The organism is Algisphaera agarilytica, assembly GCF_014207595.1.
GTDB classification, from domain to species: domain Bacteria; phylum Planctomycetota; class Phycisphaerae; order Phycisphaerales; family Phycisphaeraceae; genus Algisphaera; species Algisphaera agarilytica.
The window spans coordinates 1,474,176-1,492,310 of record NZ_JACHGY010000001.1 but is presented as its reverse complement, the minus strand read 5'-3'; the positions used below and the strand labels follow the sequence as shown (position 1 = coordinate 1,492,310).

Sequence of the window (18,135 nt, the reverse complement as noted above, 5' to 3'; positions counted from 1 at the left end):
AAGCAGCTAATGGGGAGGATGTTTAGCGGGTGACGCGCAGCGTCCCGTGCTCACCGCGCGATGAGCAGCACCGCAAACATGAACAGCCAGACGCCGTCGAGGAAGTGCCAGTACATCCCGACGAGTTTCACCGGGGTGTAGTGCTCGTGGTCGTATCGGCCTTGCCCGGCGCGGTAGGTGGTCACGGCTAGGGGGATGATGCCGCCGACGACGTGCAGGGCGTGGACGAGGACCAGGAAGAACACAATGCCGTACATCGTGTTGCTGATGTTCTCCGCGTCGTGGGCGGACAGCAGGCTCCACATGCAGGGGGTTTGGACCACGCAGAACAGGATCGAGAGCACCAGCGTCGCGATCAGCGAAGCGCGGAACTTGCCTTGACGCTCCAGCCGGACGTTCTTGATCGCCAGGTGCATCGTGACGCTCGAGGCGAGGATCACGACGGTCGAAAGAAGCAGGCCCAGAATGGGAAAGTCCATCGTGCCGAAAGGCGGCGCGGTGGGATGGTACGCGATCTCGGTGGTGGAGCCGGGCTCGTAGATCGTACGTGCCTTGGTGAACCGGACCAGGACGTAGCCGATCATCGACGAGACGAACAGCATCACCAGCGCCGCGAGGAACAGGTACATGCCCAGTTCGCCGGTGCCGCGGGGCGTGCGTTGCCCGTGGCCGGAAAAGATCGTGGGCGGAGGCGGGCTGGCGGGGGCAGGGGGGGCGGTTTCGTTCACAGCCTTCACTTTAGGAGGATCGAAACGCCAAGGCCATTCGAAGCGGCTCGGGCCAAGAAAAAACCCGCCGGAGCGGGTGGAGAAGTCGAGAAAATGGGGTTGGGGGTTGGCCCGATTTACGGGGCCGAGCCGCGGATGGCGGCGGCTTCCTGGAAGGTGGCGTACTGGCCGGTGTCGATCAGCGTGAACGCGATGAACAGAGTCACGAACAGCAGCGAGGTCACGAGGATGAACCCGTTGAGCGGGGCGTCCCACCGCAGGTGCATGAAGTACAGCCCGACGAACACGGCCTTGACCAGGGCGATGGCCATCGCGACGACGAGGTTGAGCTCGTAGCCGAAGTCGAACTTCGTCACGGCAACGGTGATGACGGTCAGGAACATCAGGATCAGGAACACGCCGAAGAGCAGGCTCAGCGGCACGACGTGGTGGCCGTGGTCGCCGTGATCGTCGTGGTGTTCAGCGTCGTGGGCAGTGGTGTCGGACATGGTGTTTGGGGGGTTGGGGGTTGGGTGTTTGGTGTTAGGAGTTGGGGGCTTAGATGTTGGGGGCTTAGGCAGAGCGGGGGAGGCTTTTTCTAAGCCCCCAACTCCCAAGCCCCTAATTTCCAAAATCAGTGGATCAGGTACAGCAGGGGGAAGAGGAAGATCCAGATGAGGTCGACCAAGTGCCAGTACAGCCCGACGAGGTCGACGGGGGTGTAGTAGGCCGGGCTGAAGGCTCCGGCGATGGACTTGACGAGGATCCAGGTGATCAGGCCCATGCCGATGAGCACGTGGATGCCGTGCAGGCCGGTCATCATGAAGTAGATCTGGAAGAAGATGTGGGTCGAGTTGTGGTCCATCGGCGCGAGTTCGTCGAACTCGGGGTAGTGGCTGCCGTGGTAGGCGATCTGCTCGGCCCCGACGCCGGTGACGAAGGCTTCGCCGCCGGTGGGGATGGCGGCCTTGTACTCGGTAAGGCTGGGGATCAGGCCGGCCTCGGCGGCGGCGGGACGGCCGATGCCGGAGACTTCGACGACGGGCGTGGCCTCGGCGTGGGTGTCTTCGCCGTGGTGGGCCGCGTGGCTGTCGCCGTGTGCGTGGTCGCCGTGGTCATCGCCGTGAGCGTCTTTGCCGTACTTCTTGGCCTTCTTTTCGTCGAGGTAGTGCAGGGCTTCGTAGTTGCCCTCGGGGTTCAGCAGCAGGCCGTCCTTTTGGTAGAAGCCGTTGAGGCCGCCGACCCAGATGTCGTGGGAGTATTTGCCCGAGTATTCGATGGTCTTAATGACCATGAAGCCGAACCCGCCGAGCAGGGTGAGGCTGAGCATGATGATGAGGATGCTCTTCTGCCCGAGCTGCGCCGCCCGGACGCCCCAGGCCATGGTGAACGACGAGGCGAGCAGGACGGCGGTGTTGATCGCGCCCCACATGGTGTCGAGGTACTGGTGGGCGAAGAGGAAGACCTCGGGGTGGTTGGCCCGGTAGACCGAGTAGGCGCAGAACAGGCCGCCGAACATCAGGATCTCGGTGGCGAGGAAGACCCACATGCCGAGCTTGCCCGATTCCATCTGCTGCTCGGAGGTCTCGAAGTGGTGCGCCAGGTGTGGCGGGTGGTCGTGGTCGTGGGCGTGATCGCTCATGGTGTTCAGTTCGAGGTTTGCAATACGAAAGTGAAACAATCTGGCAAGTCGGAACGGGTTCCGGGTGTCGGGCGTCCGACGGTTTGCTTGCGTTTAGTGGTGTTCCTTGGGGACGTAGCCTTCCTTCTTGACGTAGCCGTCAATGGATTCGTCGTAGTCCCAGCCGTGGTAGTCGTAGGGGTCCACGCCCTCGGGCTCGACGCCGTCTTCGAAGTTGGCGTGCGGCGGCGGCGAGGGGGTGTGCCACTCGAGGCTGTTCGCGCCCCAGGGGTTGGCCGGGGCGGGCTTGCCTTTACGCAGCGAGTGGATCCAGTTGAACAGGACGATGAACAGCCCGATCGTCAGCACGTACGAGCCGAGCGTCGAGAACAGGTGGTACCAGAAGTACTGCTGGTCGTAGTCGGCGTAACGGCGGGGCATGCCCTGCGAGCCGGCGATGAACTGGATGAAGAACGTGGCGTTGAAGCCGACGAAGGTCATGATCGCGCCGATGCGGGCCCACTTCTCGTCGAGCATCTTGCCGAACATCTTCGGCCACCAGTGGTTCATGCCCGCGAGGAAGGCGAACAGCGTCGAGCCGACCATCACGTAGTGGAAGTGGGCGACGACGAAGTAGGTGTCGTGGTAGTGGATGTCTGTGGACAGGGCCGCCAGGGGCAGGCCGGTCAGGCCGCCGATGGTGAACAGCCAGATGAAGCCCAGGGCGTAGAGCATGGGCGAGTCCAGGCGGATCCGGCCGTTGTACAGCGTGGCCAGGTAGTTGAATACCTTGACCGCCGAGGGGATCGCCACGGACATGGTCAGCAGCGAGAACACCGAGTTCAAGAGGGCCGACTGACCCGAGGTGAACATGTGGTGGCCCCAGACGATGAAGCCAAACAGGGCGATCGCCAGCGACGAGGCGGCGATGAACTTGTAGCCGAAGATGTGCTTCCGGCTGTGGATCGAGATGATCTCGGAGATCACGCCCAGACCCGGGAGGATCATGATGTACACCGCCGGGTGGCTGTAGAACCAGAAGAAGTGCTGGTACAGCACCGGGTCGCCGCCGAGGGCCGGGTCGAAGATGCCGATACCCAGGACCTTTTCCGCCATGAGCAGCAGGACGGTGATCGCCAGGACGGGGGTGGCCAGGATCTGGATGATCGCGGTGGCGTAGAGGGCCCAGAGGAACAGCGGGAGCTTGCCCCAGCCCATGCCCTTGGGGCGGAGCATGTGGATGGTGGCGATGAAGTTCACGCCGGTGAGGATCGACGAGAAGCCGAGGATGAACACGCCGATGGTGCCCAGGAGCACGCCGGTGTTGGTCTCGGTGGAGTAGGGGGTGTAGAACGTCCAGCCGGTGTCCAGGCCCTTGGGGAAGTACCAGGGCATGTCCTGGATGCCGAAGAGCGTGCCGATGACGCCGCCGAAGAGGATCCAGGTGAAGAAGATCGATCCGCCGATCCAGCAGTAGAGGCTCAGCAGGTTGAGTTTGGGGAAGGCCACGTCCTTGGCCCCGAGCATGATGGGCAGGACCATGTTGCCCAGGATCGCCGGGATCGCGGGGATGATGAACATGAACACCATCACCGCGCCGTGGACGGTGAACAGCTGGTTGTAGAGCCGCCAGTTGGAGTTGAGCGCCGCGTCGTCGTTGGCCCAGAACATGAGCGTGGCGCCGGGGGCGATGAGCTCGGTCCGCAGCGCGATGGCCATGATCCCGCCGATGAAGAACGCCGCGAGCACACCGACCATGTACATGATGCCGATGCGTTTGTGGTCGATGGTCAGCGCCCACGAAAGGAAGCCCTTGCCGTGGGTGATGTAGTTATCGCCGTGGGGCGGCTCGGTGGGAGTCTTTTCAGCGGCGACGTCGCCGGGTGCGGGGTTCGGGATGACAGACATACGTGTGTCCTTGGTCTCAACTAAGCCGATCGAATCATGCCGTCGGCGGGGGGTTCGGGGTCAGGGGCCGAATAGGCCCGGTTGTGGAAGCGGGTTTACTCGCTCGTCGCTCCGGTGGCGTCGATCGCGGTATCGCCTTCGTAGTCATCCGGGAAGGCATCGAGGTCCGCACCGTTGGGGTGGTGGACCGAGAGGGTCTTCATGTACTCGATCAGAGCACGTACATCACCAGACTTGATGACGCCTTCGCCGTAGGCGCTCATGTTGGCGCCTTCGAAGCCCACCGCCTTCTGCAGGTTGGGCTGGCGGATGGAGTTCAGGATGTAGTTGTCGTCGACCACCGCGACGGTTTCACCGACGGCCATGGCGTAGTTCTGCTTGCCGTAGAGGTCCTTCCAGGTCGGGCCGGTGTTGGCGGCGCCGTCCACGGAGTGGCAGGAGGCACAGTTGTTGGCGTAGACGATGGCGCCCAGCTCGGCCGGGGGCAGGCGATCGGGGTTCCAGATGTTGATCTCTTCGAGCTTAGCTTCCCATTGGCTGCCGTCCACGACGACGAGCTCGGTGTTCATCTGTGAGTGGCCCTGGCCGCAGTACTCGGTGCAGTGCAGGGGATACGCCGCTTCGTATTTTTCGGGGTCGTCCGAGCTGACGACCGATGGATCGGGCTCGAACCACATCACGTTGAACCGGCCGGGCACGACGTCCTTCTTCGCCCGCATCGCCGGGACGAACAGGCTGTGCAGCACGTCCACCGACTCGAGCGTCAGCTTGGTCGGGCGGTCCGAGGGCACGAACAGCTTCTTGGTGACCGCGCCGTTGGGGTAGTGGAAGTTCCAGTCCCACTTGTTGGCCACCGCACGGATTTCATACGCGTTGCCCGCCCGCGGCGGCGTGGACATGTCCATGTAGCCGCGGAAACCCACGGCGAAAATCACCAGCACGATCAGCATCGGCGGCAGGGTCCAGGCGATCTCCAGCGGCGTGGAGTGGGTGATGCCCTTGGCGACCTCGTTTTTATCCTTCTGACGGAACTTGATCGCGAAGAAGATCATCAGCCCGCCGATCAGCACCGTGAAGAAGTACGAGACGAACATCACGAAGCCGTTGAGCGCGTCGACGTTGTCGGAGAAGCCCCCGGCGTCGTCGGGCATCCACGGGCCGTTGATCCAGCGGAAGAAGTCAGCGATGAAAGCGAGTGTCATGGTGTTGAACCTTGGTGTTGTTCACGCCGGCGTTCGGCGTTTCCCCTCGGGTTGGTCTGGGTGTTCAGTGTTCTGCGGCGGTGCCGCGGGTTTCCGGGCCGGGGCCCTACAGGGTTATGCGGGGGTGGGCGTCGAGTCCGGCGGGCCGTCGTCGAGCCGATCGCGTCGGCGGTGTTCGAAGTAGAACAGGCCGCCGATGACCGAAGCCAGGGTGATCAGCGTGACCCCCCCGGCGAGTTTCATCAGGGCCAGCGCGTCGGCGGTGTACGTGCCGAGCGTGTGGTCGTAGCTGTAGCAGAGCTGCAGGACCATGTCGAAGAACGAGCCCTGCTTGCCCTGGGACGCCTCGGTGAGCGCCATGCGGAAGTCGCGCTCGGCGTAGACGTGGTTCGGCAGGTAGCGGGTCACCTCACCCTCGGGCGAGACGAAGATGAGCACCGCCGCGTGGGCGAAGTCGTTCGTCTCGGGCACGGGCGTGAAACCGAAGCCCGCCTCGTGGGTCAGCCGTTGGATATCGACTTCGCGGCCCGTCAGGAAGTGCCAGCCTTCGCGGGCCCCGGCCCCGAGCTCGCTCTCCATCCCGCCGAAGCGTTCGACCACCGCGTTTTGCTGCCCGAGGGCGGCCACGGGGCTGTCGTTCGGGTTGATGCTGATGGTCAGGATCTCGAAGTTTTTGCCGGGCACCCAGTCTTCGCCGACCGTCTGGGTCGCATCGATGATGCCGCTGATGACCATCGGGCAGGTCAGCGGGCACTCGAAGTAGGCGAAGTCGATGATGACCGGCTTGTCGTTGTTGAAGTAGTCCCCGAGCTTCACGGGCTTGCCGTTCTCATCGATGAAGGGCAGGTCCATCGGCAGCAGGTTGCCGATCTTCTGCTCGACGGCGCCGTCGTTGATGCTTTCGGCGAACTCGGCCGCGGCGGGGGGCATCGGGGCTTTGGTGTTGCCCAGGGGGTTGGGCCCGACCCGTGACTGGCCCAGCGCCGGCGACGCGAAGGCCCCGGCCAGCAAGGCGAGGCCGCACGCGACACCGCGGGCCGATCCCCAGCGGGGTCGGCCGTGCCGTGGTGTCGGGTTGTGCAGTCGTTTGACTTGCATGGTTCGGGTTCGTTCGGGGCCCGGAGCCTTCAGCTCGGAGCCAATGGGACTCTACGCCCCCTCAAATCACTCGGCCACGGCTCACGCCGGGCGAAATTCAATACCGCTCGGCGACCTCGTTCATCGCTTTTTCGATCGGCATCATCTCGACGGTGCCGATCGGCTCGCCGTCGGCGTCGGTCAGCTCAACAGAGCCTTCACGCTGGAGCTCGGCGGCCTGTTCCTGGGTCGACCGGGCGAGGTCGATGTTGTCCATCCGCAGGCCGGTCTCTTCGTAGGTGCGTTCGGCCCCGCGGCTGTACTGCGTGGCTTCCTGCTGGTTCTTGAAGAAGAAGAAGCCCGCCTGTGCCGCCAGGACGATCGCGATCAGCAGCAGCGTCGAGACGATCGTCACGACGAAGATCACTTTGACGTTGAGTTCACGGGTCGTTGCGGGCATGGTCGGGGTCCAGGGTCAAAATCGGTCGGTTCAAAGTTCGGTACAGCGGGCGGGTTCGCGCCCGTCGGGGGTTCAGTGCTTGCCGGGCGGCGAGTAGATCGGGGCCCAGGCGGTGGTGTCGAGCTGCAGCGACTCGTGCATCCGCGGGTCGCGGTGAGCGGTCAGGCTCACGCCCGACGCACGACGCAGGGCCTCGGCGAGCATGATCGACACGCAGAACACCACGCAGCCGATCTCCGGCAGGCCGAACACGAAGTCCGGGCTGACCAGGGCGGGCATGGCGACCCAGAAGATGTCGATGTAGCAGAGCGTCAGCATCCAGCAGGCCATGCTGAACAGGGCCACGCGGTTACGCTTCACGTGCTTAGAAAGCAGGATGGCAAATGGGAAGAGCAGGTGGGCGAACAGCAGCGTCCAGGCGACGACCGTCCACGTGCTGCCGAAGGTCTCCGGGCCGGGTTCCAGCGAAGTGCCCGACACCGAAGTCACGCCGCGGATCTCCCACCAGTAGGTGGTTTCCGGCAGCGAGGCGTACCAGATCAGCATGAACTGGCTGAAGCCGACGTAGCCCCAGAAGAACACGAAGGCGAACAGCAGTTTGCCCAGGTCGTGGAAGTGGTCGGTGGTGACCGCCGAGAAGTAGCCGGCCTTCTGGCCGAGCATCAGCGTGATGATCATGGTGCACAGCGCGGCGGTGAAGCAGCCGGCGAAGAAGTACACGCCGAACATCGTCGAGTACCACACCGGGTCGAGCGACATCAGCAGGTCGAACGCACCCAGCGTCAGCGTGACCGCGAAAGCCACCAACGACAGCGGGGCCCACCATTCACGCTTATGGGTGTGCTGCACGTCGCCGTCGGCGTCCTGCATCACACTGCGCTTCCAGTAGAACCAGCCGAGGAACGACCACACCGCGATGTAGAACACCCAGCGGACCACCCAGAACGGCGGGGTGTACCAGGCGCCCTTCTTGTAGACGAAGTAGGGAAGCGCGTGGTCGTGATCGGGGTGGGTGGCCGCGGTGTGGGCAAAGGTTTTGTGGTCGCCGTGGTGCGCATCGTGGCCGTGGTCATCGTGGGCTTTTTCGCCGTCGTGCTTGCCGTGATCGTCGCCGGCGTGGCCGTCTTCCTCGGCGGGGGCACCGGCGGCGGCGCGGCGGAGGAAGATGTTGTTGTCCAGGCTGTGGGCTTCGTCGGCGTGCTTGCCGTCTTCGGCGTAGGCCGCGGGGTACGCGATCTTTTTACCCGCCTCGTGGACGCCGGATTTGGCCCAGGGATACAGGGCGCCGTTGTTGATCAGCACGGTGATCAGGATCGGAATCGCCAGCAGGCCCATCGTGGGCATGTTCGCGGCGATGTTCTCCGGCACACGGCGGAAGGCCACGCACCAACCGGCGCGGAACACCGTGGTGACCAGGACAAAGAAGAGGCTGCCGAGGGTGATGGCCAGCGCGAAGGCGTAGCCGATCAGGTAGGCGAAGCCCAGGCGTTCCCAGCCGCCGGTGAGCACGGTCTTGGGCAGGGCGGCGCCGATGACCGCGACCAGCAGCGCGATGCCGCCGAGCAGCAGGAGGTTGCGACGCAGCGGCCAGGCCTTGTCGCCGAGCACAGCCTTGTCTTGTTCAGAGAGTTGTTTAGGCGGATGAGCGGACACTAGGGGCTTACTCCGAGGTGACGCCGAGCTCGTTAGCTTCAGCGGTTTGCGTGTTCGAGTTGGCGGCGAGGTCCATCGCGACCTTGGCGGCGCCGGCGTTCTGGGACAGTTGCAACGCCCGGACGTAGGCGACGATCGCCCAGCGGTCTTCGACCGGGATCGCGTGGCCGTAGCCGGCCATGTTGGCCTTGCCGTGAGTGATCACGTTGAACAGCTGGCCGTTGGGGTAGACATCAGCGCCGAATTGGAGCTTGCCGTCTTGCACGTTGTTGAGGTTGGCCGAGGGGACCCACTGGGTGCCGTAGGACAGGGTTTGGTCGCCGCTGACCAGTTCGGTGGCGCGTTGGTTGACCGGGCCGTCGCCGTAGCCGGCTTTGCCGTGGCAGGGGTAGCAGAAGGTGTCGAACTTCTTTTGGCCGCGGGCCAGGAAGAACTGGTCGACTTCGGCCGCGTCGGGCATGCCGGAGATGAACACCGGGGCGTAGCTGTCGCCGTCTTTCTTGACGGTGTAGCCCAGCTCGAACTCGGTATCGTCGCGGAGCTCGCCGCGGCGGATGGTGCCGGGCACCTCGGGACGCATCGCCCGGCCGTCGGCGAAGATCGGCGAGGCGGCCTGGGCCTTGAGCTTGGGCTGGTTGTCCATGTCCTGGAACAGGTGGATGCGGGGCTTCTCGTGCTTCGACTGCGTGTACTTGAAGATCGCGGTCAGCGGGATCCACGAACCGACCACGAAGAGGATCGCGATGGCGATCATCCACATGGGGGGCTTGGGCAAAAAGAGGCGGGGGTCAAACATGGTGTCGGTTCTTGAGGTTTGAGGTCCGAGGCTTGAGTCGTGGTCGTGGGGATCGGCTCGCTCAAGCCTCACCTCTCATGCCTCAACCCTTTTTCATTCGTTGATCAGTTCGGTAGACAGTGCCTTGTGTTCTTTCAGGAACGCCGCGGTCTGGTCGGCGTCGAAGTTGCGGTCCTGGCTCTCGATCGCCAGGAAGAAGCGGTCTTGCGTCGCCCGGCGGAAGTGCTTGCTGTTGAACAGCGGGTGGTACAGCAGCGGCAGCTTGTTGAGCAGGAACATCGCGAACACCGCTGTGTAGGCGCTGAACATGATCGTCAGCTCGAAGATCACCGGGATGAACGCCGCGAAGCTGTTGAACGGCTTGCCCGAGATCAGGTAGCGGTAGCCCTCGAAGTTCGTCGGCACCGCGTCGGGCACCGGCATGAAGTCGGTCATCGTGAACGTGGTCAGCAGGATGCCGGTGGTCATGCCCGTCAGGCCCATGCCCAGCACGAGCCAGGGCAGGATGGTGGGCTTCACGCCCAGCGCCTCGTCGATGCCGTGGATCGGGAACGGCGAGTGCACGTCCATCTTGCGGTAGCCCGCGTCGTAGGCGGCCTGGGTCGCTTCGATCACGTCGCCGACGTTGTCGTACTCGGCGATGATGCCGTAGACCTTCACGTCGTCGCCGACGGCGGCTTCCTGGGGCAGGGATTCGGTGATGGGGGCGTCAATGACTGACATTAGTGAGCCTCTCCATTCGAGTGGGTTTCTTCTTCGGCGTGGTCGCCGTGATCGTCGTCGTGGTGCGGGTGGTGGTGGGCCTCGGGCATCACGGTCTTGACTTCAGCGATGGCGACGATTGGCAGGAACTTCAGGAACAAGAGGAAGTTGGTCAGGAACAAGCCGAAGCTGCCGACGAACATCCAGATATCGACCCAGGTGGGCTTGAAGTCGGCCCAGCTGCCGGGCATGAAGTCACGCGAGAGCGAGGACACCACGATGACGTAGCGTTCGAACCACATGCCGATGTTCACCGCCATCGCGGCGATCATGATCGGCAGCCAGTGGCGGCGGAACGGCCGGTACCACAGGATCTGCGGGATCACACAGTTGAGGATGATCAGCGACCAGAAGCCCGGGGCGGAGCTGCCCGCGGCGCGGTTGGCGAAGATGAACTGCTCGTAGTGGTGGCCCGAGTACCACGCGACAAAGAATTCCAGGACGTAGGCGTAGGTACAGATCATCCCGACGCCGAGCATGACCTTGCAGCAGTTGTCGATGTGGCGCTCGGTGATGATGTCCTTAAGGCCGAACCACACGCGGCAGGGCACCGCGAGGGTGAGCACCATGGCGAAGCCGCCGTAGATCGCACCCGCGACGAAGTAGGGCGGGAACACGGTGGTGTGCCAGCCGGGGAGCTGAGCCACGGCGAAGTCGAACGAAACGACCGAGTGCACCGAGAGCACCAGCGGCGTACAGAGGGCGGCGAGCAGGATGTAGGCCCGCTCGAAGCGGTGCCAGTGGCGGGACGAGCCGTTCCAGCCCAGCGACGCGATGCCGTAGGCGATCTGGCTGATCTTGCCCTTGGCCCGGTCACGCAGGGTGGCGAGGTCGGGCACCATGCCGGTGTACCAGAACAGCAGCGACACCGAGGCGTAGGTCGACACCGCGAAGACGTCCCACAGCAGGGGCGATCGGAACTGCGGCCACATCGCCATCTGGTTGGGGATGGGGAACAGCCAGTAGGCGAGCCAGGGTCGGCCAACGTGGATGCCGGGGAAGATGCCGGCGCAGATGACCGCGAAGATGGTCATCGCCTCGGCGAAGCGGTTGATGGAGGTCCGCCAGTTCTGGCGGAAGAGGAACAGGACCGCGGAGATCAGCGTACCGGCGTGGCCGATGCCGACCCAGAACACGAAGTTGATGATGGGGAAGCCCCAGGCGATGGGCTGGTTGTTGCCCCAGACCCCGACGCCGGTGGCGAAGAGGTAGCCGATGAGCCCGAAGAACAGGCCGGCCCCCGATGCGGAGATCAGGAAGCAGATCAGCCAGATCAGGTGGGCTTTGCGTTCGGCGTTGACGGCCACGGCGTCGGTGACGCCCATGAAGTCTTTGCCGCCGAGCACCAGCGGGGCGCGGTGCGTCGGGTCGTCGTGGGTGTTGTCCACGCGCTGGGTAATGATGGAGCCGGGGGTCAGGGTTGCCATAGTCGGATCAGGCCTTCACCGGGTTGCGGACCAAGCCCATGTGCTGGGTCCGGGGTCGTGAGTTCAGTTCGGAGAGCAGCTTGTAGGCACGCTTGTTCTTGCTTTGAATCTGCGCGACCTTCGCCTTGGGGTCGTTGAGGTTGCCGAAGGTGATCGCCTCGGTCGGGCAGGCGCCCTGGCAGGCGGTCGTGAGCTTGCCGTCGTCGACGTAGGGGTAGTCGTCGACCTCTTGGCCGGCGGTCTTGGCCTCCGCCCAGCGGGCCTTGGCTTCGATCTTGGCGCGTTGGATGCGTTGGGTGCAGTAGGTGCACTTCTCCATCACGCCGCGCATCCGCACGGTCACGTCGGGGTTGAACACCATGCGGCGGATCTGGTCGATCACGTCGCCGGGCTGCTGGTCGGGCATCTTCAGCCAGGGGCTGTTGCTCAGGCCGCCGTCCTTGCCGGTGTTGCGGAAGCTGGCCGAGTCGAGCTTCGAGTGGTAGTCGAAGTAGTTGAACCGGCGGACCTTGTACGGGCAGTTGTTGGAGCAGTACCGCGTGCCGATGCAGCGGTTGTACACCATGGTGTTCAGGCCCTCGGTGTCGTGCACCGTCGCCGCCACGGGGCAGACCTGTTCGCACGGGGCGTTCTCGCAGTGCACGCAGGTCACGGGCATGTGCACCGCGTCGACGACTTCTTTGTCGTCCTTGCTGACCTTGAAGTTCTTGGTCGCCTGCGGCTTGCCGCGGTAGTAGCTGTCGATGCGGATCCACTGCATCTCGCGCGACATCATTACCTGGTCTTTGCCGACGATCGGCACGTTGTTCTCCGACTGACACGCGATCACGCAGGCGTTGCAGCCCGTGCACGCGGTCATGTCGATGGTCATGCCCCAGGCGTGCTTGTCGTTGAACTGCTGCTTGGGGGTCCAGCCGTCGGCGACTTCCTCGGGGTACTTCTCCATCAGCTCCTTGGCACGCTCGGCAAACTCTTCAGCCAGCGGAGCGTCGTAGAGCTGCAGCGACAGGTCGCCGTGGGCGTCGTCGTTGGCGAACGACAGGGCCTTGGGGTCCTTGTCGAGCTTCTGGAGGTATTTCTTGTAGTCGGCGAAGCTGGTTTGCTTGACGATGTAGCCTTCGTCGCCGGGCTTTTTGCCGACCCGTTTGTCGAGGGCCCATGCGGCCATCGCGCCGCTGCCATCGCGGTCCTTGCCGCCGCTCAGGGCGTCGGGGCCGAGCTTGCCGGTGTCGATGAGGTGGTGGATCTCGGTGGTGGCCAGCGGGTGGGTCTGGCCGGTCTTCTTGATCTGGGCCGAGTAGGCACAGCCCTGGGTGGTGGTGCCGCGGAGGGTGTAGGTGTTGAAGCCTACGCCGGTGGCGATGCGTCCGCCCCAGCTACGGCCTTGGCCGACGGTCAGCACGACCACGCCGGGCGCTTGGCCGGGGGTGATCATGACCGCACAGTCGAGCTCGCGGTCGTCGATCTTGATGTTGATCACGTCGCCGTTCTTGAGGTCGTGGTCCAGCGCGTCTTGCACGCTGACCCAGGCGGGGTTGTCCCAGGTGATCTTGGTGATGGTTTCGGGCAGCTCTTGCAGCCAGCCGTTGTTGGCGTAGCGGCCGTCGTAGACCTTGGGGTCCTGACGGAAAGCGATCTGCATGGCTTCGGTCGTGGCGACGACGCTGGTGCCGCTCGCGCCGACGGTCTTGGCGTTGACCAGCGGGAACGCGGTGCCGGCCAGCAGGCCGTCGTGGACCGCGACACGCCAGGCGTTTTCCGCCGAGTTGTCGACGGGGCCGCCCGGCCAGGCCGAGGTCGCCACGTCGTATTGACCCGCCTTGATCGCGGCCGACCAGGCGCGACGCACCAGGTCGTAGCCTTCGGTCGCGTCGTCGTGGCCGATCATGGCCAGGACTTCGATCGGCGACTTGCCTCCGAACAACGGCTCGATGATCGGTTGCTGCAGGCAGATCGTGCCGTCCCACGCCCGGCCGTCGCCCCAGCACTCGAGATAGTGCGCTTCGGGCAGGTGCCAACCGCAGGAGACCGAGGTTTCGTTTTCGTAGAGACCCAGGTGGATCGAGGTTTCGGCCTTGGCCAGGGCTTCGGCGAAGCCGAGGTCGGCCGGGGCGTCGAAGACCGGGTTGCCGCCGAGGATGAGCAGCGTGTCGACTTCACCGGCGTTGAGCTTGTCGGTGAGCTCGGCAATCTCGTCTACGCAGAGCTTGTCGCCCGCGGGCTCTTGGGTGAGCATCACGGTCTTGTGCAGGTTGCCCAGCGTTTCGTTGATCGACCACGCCAGGGCGTGGACCGCGGCGGGTTGGCTGGGGCCGACGACGACCAGCGATTCGCCCTTGTGTTCCTTGAGGTCCTTGGCGAGCTTCTTGACGAAGAGCGACTCGGCTTCGCCGAGGCTGATGGTCGAGTTCAGGCCGCTGACGCCGATCTCAACCGCCAGCGCTTCGAGCATCGCGGCGATCGTCGAGGGCTTGACCTGCAGGTGCACGTCGGCGTTTGACGAGGTGACGCTCAGCGCCGGCGCCACGGCATACACCCGGCTCATCTTGCCTTCGTCGCAGCTCTTACGCAGCTTCGCCCAGCCGCGGGCGTGCTTCGCCGAGGCGGGGTGGTCGCTGAGGAAGTCGCTGTCGAACGTGGCGAGCACCATCGCCTTGGAGGCGTCGTACTGAGCACGTAGCGCTTGGCCGAAAGCCAGACCCGAGCCCTCGATTTCGCTGTCGCGGTGCAGCGGCTCCCAGGTGGTCCAGGTCGCCTGCGGGAAGTGCTTGAGGAAACGCTTCTTGACGTCGGCGAACGCGGGGCCCGATTGGGCTTCGCTGAGCACGGCGATCTTGCTGTCGGCCTTGAGCCCCGAAACCGCGCCGGCAAACTCTTCCCACGACGAACGCTTGCCCTTGCCTTCGCCTTCGCTGTACTTCTTCACCGACCGGCTGCGGTCGGGATCGTACATATCCAGGAGGCTGGCGAGGGTGAACACATCCGCCGAGCCGTACTGCAGGTCGCCCGCGGCGTAACGCTCGGCGTCGCCCACGATCGGGTGCAGCGGGCTGCCGGCGACGTTGATCGGCCGGCCGTCGAAGCTGGTGACAAACAGGCCGTTCGCCACGCCGCCGCGTTGCAGCATCGAGGCGTAGGTCTCGGGCACGCCGGGCAGGGTGCCCTCGGGACGCGCGTTGTGGGCAACGACTTTTTCCTTGGGCCAACGGCGGCAACCGGTGAGGGTCAGGCCGGCCAGGGCCATCGAGGCGCCGGCGAGCTTCATGAACTTGCGGCGCGACATCCCCAACAGTTCGTCGGGGTCGTACTCGGGGAACTCCTGCGCGATCTTCTCCAGGAGCTCGGGGCTGTTGGAGTACTCGTCGAGGCTGCGCCAGTAACGCTGGCCCTGCAGGTCTTCGCTTGCGGTGAGGTTGGGTTCAATCATCGGTGGCACGTGGAGCAGGACTGCATGTAAGCAGCGTTGTGGACGTTGTACTGTTCTTTGACGCGGAGGCCGACGAGCAATTGGGCGGCGTCGACGTCGCCTTCTTTGATCTCGCCCGCCTTGATCGCTTCGATGACTTCGGGGTCGTCGAGCGGGGTCCACGACAGGTTGGTCACTTCGCTGGGCGGACGCAGGTGTTTCTCGGGAGCGCGGTGGCATTCGAGGCACCAGCCCATCGAGAGGTTTTCGACTTGGTACACGCCTTCTTCACCCATGCGGTCGACCCGGCCGTGACAGGACACGCAGGACACACCCTTGGTCACGTGGGCCGAGTGGTTGAAGTAGGCGTAGTCGGCGATGTCGTGGACCTTGATCCATTCGATCGGCTTGCCCTGGTCGGGGTTGGTGAGGTTGGGGCGGTCTTCGGGGCCGGCTTCGGTGGTGGGGTAGCCGGTGTCGCGGTCGAGGTAGGGCAGGTAAGCGCGGTGGAGGGGTTCGAGTTTGGGGCTGAGCTTCTTCACGCCCGAGCCCGCGCCGGGGTTGTGGCAGGTGATGCAGGTTTCGACCGGCGGGATCGCCGCGAAGCCGGCCTGGTTCACCGAGGTGTGGCAGTACGTACAGTCCAGGCCGAGCTGACCGACGTGCAGCTCGTGGCTGTACGGGATCGGCTGCTTGGGCTGGTAGTTCTGGTTGAGGGTGTTGGGGTTGAGCCCCAGCCCGACAACCGCCGGGACATACACCGCACCACCCATGGCCCCCAGCAGAATGAGCGGGAGCAGGTAGTTTGCCCAGCGAGGGAAAACGAATTTAGCGTTGGATTGTTCTTGATCAGTCACGTGAGATTGCCTGGCCAATAGGTCGGTCGGGTAAGGGAATCAGGCGGGCACAAGGATGATGGAACCATGAACGTCGACGTCTTTACCGACGACCGGTCCTCCCTCGAGCTGTGCTGACCCCCTGCAACACGCGTCAGGTTAACGACATTCATCGGCCATGACAAAGCCGAAAAATGAGTCCGAATATGTAGAGTCTTTTTGATACCAAGTCGCAGAAAGACGAGGCGTTCGATCGTCTCTTGCAGCGGGTGGTGAGTCGGTGAAATGAGCTGATCGCGGTGTCGGCAGAACACTCCGTAATCAGGAAGCGCTGGCTGATGAGGTCGGCCGGGCCAACATCAGAAGCATCAACATCAACGCCCCCGGCCAAACCCCCGGCGACGCGGCACCGGCCAGCAGGCAAGCGACCAGCGACAGCATCACGCCCGCGGTCAGCACCGACCAAACCGAGGTCGAGCCCCGCAGATACTCTTCCGCCGCGTGGCGGTCCGCGTCCTCGCCCAGGCCCGAGGGGTTGCGGAAGCTGTGCCCGTACACCCCAACCGTGGCGGGAACGGCGAGCAGCAGCCAGAGTACTGGTGCAATAAACCAAGTTGTGTCATTCATTTGTGTCGATTCAGCGAGCGGAAGCAGCACCGCCATGCTCACCGCGCTGATCCCGGTCAACAGCCCCCAACGCATCCAGGCCCGACGGGAAATCGCACAATGTGGAGAGCTTGTGGTTGATTCGTTCATAATGTCCTGCCTGGTTGGTGTTTTGAACGCGATCCAAAGGGCGAAAGGGCCAGCGTTTAGGGGTGATGCATAGTGTATCGGCCCTCGGGATTCCCGCTAGGGGCCGCTTTTAGCCAAAATGCGGGTGGGGCGGGCCCCTCACGTTAATATTAAAGATGTGAGCGCCCGTCAGACGAAAAGGAGAAATGCGGGTATTCCCGATCTACAGGGCTCCTATGCCTGAGCTATACTCCGCATATCAACATTGCCCCCGGAAGGCGGCGAGTTGGGCTTCGGCCCACTCGTCGCTTTTTTTGTGCCCCCACCTCGGGTGTTCACCCTAGTCTCGGGCCAGCCTCGGCCCGGGCCGCCTCCCGCCCCTCAGCCCGGTATGCTATCCCCATGTTGAGCATCGCTTTAAATCCTAGAGCTTGGCGCTGGGCGGTCCTGGCGGGCGTTTGCAGCATCGTGCTCGGCTGCCAGAGCAAGAACCCCGAGACTCCGCGCGTCCCCGACATCGTGCGCACCGAGCCGGCCCCGGCGGCTCGTGAATCGCTCACCGAGGTGGATGAACCGCAAGCCGACGAAGAACCCATCCCGCCGGTCGAGGCGATGGTCGGCCAGATCGCCGGCCAACCCATCTACGCCCACCACGTGCTCTCGGGCATGGAAGAACAACTCGCCAGCCTCGGCCGTCGCCTGCCCGCGCGGTCGTTCCGCGATCAAGCGACGGCACTGATCTTCGAGCAGGTGCGGGGTCTGGTTCAGGACGCACTGATCCAAGACGAAGCCAACCGCAGCCTCAGCCCCGCCCAGCGCGGGGGCCTGGAACTCTTCGTCGCCAGCCGACGCGAAGAACTGATGCGCCGCTACGGCCAGGGCTCGCTCGCACTGGCCGAACGGCAGATCCTCGAGCAGACCGGCAAGACGCTCCAGGAAAACCTCCGCGACATCCGTACCCAGATCACCATCAGCACCTACCTCGAGCGCAACCTCCGGCCGTTGATTAACGTCACCCGCCGCGACATCGAACGCTTCTACCGCGACAACTACGAAACGTTCAACCCGCCGCCCAAACGCGAAGTCAACTTGATCTACTCCGCCAGCCCGCCCGACAGCGAGTGGTTCACCGAACAACTCGAAGCGGGCGTGCCGTTCAGCGAACTCGCCCTCGACGACCGCAACGCCTTCCGCGGCGGCGACATGAAACTCGCGCTCGAAGGCGACGACATGTTCGAGGCCAATATCAACGAGGCGATCCAACCCCTTGAAGCGGGGGAGTGGGTCGGCCCGCTGCCCAACCGCGGCCAGGACTGGTTCATCTACATCGCCTCGCTCGATCGGCCCGAGACCCGCACGCTCTTTGAAGCACAGGTCGACATCGAACGTGCCCTGCGCACCCAGCAAGAACGCCAACTCCAACTCGAGCTCGGCGAAAAGCTGCGCCGCGGTGCCAGCTTCACCGACGAGCAGCGCATGACCGAAGCGGTATTGGAAATCGCGGTGGCACGCTACGCCTCTCAGTGACAACACGTTTCCCGCGTC

Annotated in this window: 15 protein-coding genes; 1 reads left to right on the top strand and 14 read right to left on the bottom strand. The window is 64.0% G+C overall.

The features are described 5' to 3' along the window. Positions 1 to 50: 50 nt before the first annotated feature. From HNQ40_RS06320 to HNQ40_RS06255, 14 genes are all read right to left on the bottom strand, one after another. Positions 51 to 728 (bottom strand): cytochrome c oxidase subunit 3, encoded by a 678-nt coding sequence (locus tag HNQ40_RS06320; RefSeq protein ID WP_184677033.1) that lies wholly within the window; start codon positions 726 to 728, stop codon positions 51 to 53. Positions 729 to 844: 116 nt separating this feature from the next. Next, the gene (locus tag HNQ40_RS06315) at positions 845 to 1,216 is read right to left on the bottom strand and encodes a cytochrome C oxidase subunit IV family protein (RefSeq protein ID WP_184677032.1); all 372 of its coding nucleotides are present in this window, start codon (positions 1,214 to 1,216) and stop codon (positions 845 to 847) included. Between the two features lie 125 nt (positions 1,217 to 1,341). Further along, entirely contained in the window at positions 1,342 to 2,349 is a 1,008-nt protein-coding gene (locus HNQ40_RS18065) for a cytochrome c oxidase subunit 3 (RefSeq protein WP_221435403.1), read from the bottom strand. A gap of 93 nt (positions 2,350 to 2,442) precedes the next feature. After that, complete coding sequence (locus tag HNQ40_RS06305) at positions 2,443 to 4,236, bottom strand: cytochrome c oxidase subunit I (protein ID WP_184677031.1); 1,794 nt, start codon at positions 4,234 to 4,236, stop codon at positions 2,443 to 2,445. A gap of 95 nt (positions 4,237 to 4,331) precedes the next feature. Next, positions 4,332 to 5,438, bottom strand: coding sequence for a cytochrome c oxidase subunit II (coxB, locus tag HNQ40_RS06300; RefSeq protein ID WP_184677030.1), 1,107 nt, complete (start codon positions 5,436 to 5,438; stop codon positions 4,332 to 4,334). 114 nt (positions 5,439 to 5,552) lie between these two features. Then, positions 5,553 to 6,536: an SCO family protein gene (locus HNQ40_RS06295; protein WP_184677029.1), complete on the bottom strand. Its 984-nt coding sequence runs from the start codon at positions 6,534 to 6,536 to the stop codon at positions 5,553 to 5,555. Between the two features lie 97 nt (positions 6,537 to 6,633). Further along, positions 6,634 to 6,975: a hypothetical protein gene (locus HNQ40_RS06290; RefSeq protein WP_184677028.1), complete on the bottom strand. Its 342-nt coding sequence runs from the start codon at positions 6,973 to 6,975 to the stop codon at positions 6,634 to 6,636. A 72-nt stretch (positions 6,976 to 7,047) separates the two neighbouring features. Then, positions 7,048 to 8,628: a hypothetical protein gene (locus HNQ40_RS06285; RefSeq protein WP_184677027.1), complete on the bottom strand. Its 1,581-nt coding sequence runs from the start codon at positions 8,626 to 8,628 to the stop codon at positions 7,048 to 7,050. A gap of 7 nt (positions 8,629 to 8,635) precedes the next feature. Then, positions 8,636 to 9,424: a c-type cytochrome gene (locus HNQ40_RS06280; protein WP_184677026.1), complete on the bottom strand. Its 789-nt coding sequence runs from the start codon at positions 9,422 to 9,424 to the stop codon at positions 8,636 to 8,638. Positions 9,425 to 9,517: 93 nt separating this feature from the next. Continuing rightward, positions 9,518 to 10,147: a DUF3341 domain-containing protein gene (locus HNQ40_RS06275; RefSeq protein ID WP_184677025.1), complete on the bottom strand. Its 630-nt coding sequence runs from the start codon at positions 10,145 to 10,147 to the stop codon at positions 9,518 to 9,520. Next, positions 10,147 to 11,613: an NrfD/PsrC family molybdoenzyme membrane anchor subunit gene (gene nrfD, locus HNQ40_RS06270; protein WP_184677024.1), complete on the bottom strand. Its 1,467-nt coding sequence runs from the start codon at positions 11,611 to 11,613 to the stop codon at positions 10,147 to 10,149. The genes HNQ40_RS06275 and nrfD overlap by 1 nt, the downstream gene beginning before the upstream one ends. 7 nt (positions 11,614 to 11,620) lie before the next feature. Beyond that, positions 11,621 to 15,040, bottom strand: coding sequence for a TAT-variant-translocated molybdopterin oxidoreductase (locus HNQ40_RS06265; RefSeq protein ID WP_184677023.1), 3,420 nt, complete (start codon positions 15,038 to 15,040; stop codon positions 11,621 to 11,623). After that, positions 15,037 to 15,876: a cytochrome c3 family protein gene (locus tag HNQ40_RS06260; protein WP_315852763.1), complete on the bottom strand. Its 840-nt coding sequence runs from the start codon at positions 15,874 to 15,876 to the stop codon at positions 15,037 to 15,039. Before HNQ40_RS06260 ends, HNQ40_RS06265 begins: the two co-directional genes overlap by 4 nt. 300 nt (positions 15,877 to 16,176) lie before the next feature. Beyond that, the gene (locus HNQ40_RS06255; protein WP_184677022.1) at positions 16,177 to 16,482 is read right to left on the bottom strand and encodes a hypothetical protein; all 306 of its coding nucleotides are present in this window, start codon (positions 16,480 to 16,482) and stop codon (positions 16,177 to 16,179) included. A 510-nt stretch (positions 16,483 to 16,992) separates the two neighbouring features. Here HNQ40_RS06255 and HNQ40_RS06250 point away from each other — a divergent pair. Then, positions 16,993 to 18,117 (top strand): peptidyl-prolyl cis-trans isomerase, encoded by a 1,125-nt coding sequence (locus HNQ40_RS06250; RefSeq protein WP_184677021.1) that lies wholly within the window; start codon positions 16,993 to 16,995, stop codon positions 18,115 to 18,117. The last annotated feature ends 18 nt before the right edge of the window (positions 18,118 to 18,135 follow it).